This is a genomic window from Methanophagales archaeon (assembly GCA_021159465.1).
Classification (GTDB): domain Archaea; phylum Halobacteriota; class Syntropharchaeia; order Alkanophagales; family Methanospirareceae; genus G60ANME1.
Map to the genome: position 1 here is coordinate 1 of JAGGRR010000256.1, position 1,162 is coordinate 1,162.

Consider the following 1,162-nt stretch of genomic DNA (forward strand, 5'->3'; position numbering starts at 1 on the left):
CTTCTTCCAAACCATGTAAGGTATGGAACTTTTAGGCCTGTATGAAGAAAAGTCCCTATTGAAGCACCTTCGAGCAGCAACCATACAATAGGCAGCTCTGCCATCGCCGACGCTTCTACAACCATTGTCTTACTCACGAACCCATTGAATAGCGGGAAACCAGAAATGGAGAAAGCACCAATCATGTAGAGCCAGAAAGTGAGGGGCATGTATTTGTACTTGTAGAGACCACCTAATTCGGTGAACTTGCTTCTTCCTGTCATCTCTATTACCACGCCTGCACCCATGAAAAGAAGCGCCTTGTAAAGAATATGACAGAACGCATGAGCTATTGAACCATCTATCGCCATCCATGTCCCTATTCCTACACCACATACCATGTACCCTACCTGAGAGATGATATGATAGGCGAGAAGTCTTCTTATGTCATTCTCGAGCACTGCGTAGATAACACCATACACTGCCATTATCGCCCCCAGCCATATCAGAATCTCAACACCGAGAAAAACCCTTATCAGCACGTATATCGCACTTTTAGTAGTGAAAGCAGTCAAAAATACAGCTCCCGTAACCGTAGCTTCGGGGTAAGCATCCACCAGCCAGGCATGTAAAGGGGGCACGGCAGCATTTATAATAAATCCAAGGAATATGAGGTAAGAGGACAGGTAACCCCAGCCCGTTCCCCAATTAAAAGAGTTAAAAGCAATTGACCCTGTGTTCTGCACGTGTAGGATGATACCTGCTAACAGGCAGATACCGCCAAAGATATGTACCATGATATATCGGAAATCGGAATCCCACTTCCGAGGATGCCTTCGTCTTGCGATACCATATAAGGAAAAGCGAAGAGAAAGCCATCACTTCCCAGAACAGATATAAAGTGAAGAGGTCACCGGCGAAGACCACTCCCAGCGTGCTACCAACGTAGAGGAAGGCAGATACATGCTGCCCGTCCTCCTTTACGTGTAGTGCATAAAGCGTCATACAAAAAGCCGCTATAGTAAATACATACCCGAAAACCAGACTCAACTGGTCAACCCTGCCAAAAACGAGCTCATAGCTCAGAAGAGGAATACTCCAGAATACTCCCTTGCTCGTGCTCATATACAGAAGGTCTATAAGCGCCGCTATTGGCAATAGAAGCAGATATATCTTCTTCCAT

Annotated in this window: 1 protein-coding gene; it reads right to left on the reverse strand. The window is 45.9% G+C overall.

Annotated features, from left to right (window positions below; translation table 11 throughout):
* On the reverse strand, window positions 1-827 hold an 827-nt coding region (locus tag J7J01_10485; GenBank protein MCD6211285.1), incomplete at its 3' end, for a hypothetical protein.
* Between the last annotated feature and the right edge of the window lie 335 nt (window positions 828-1,162).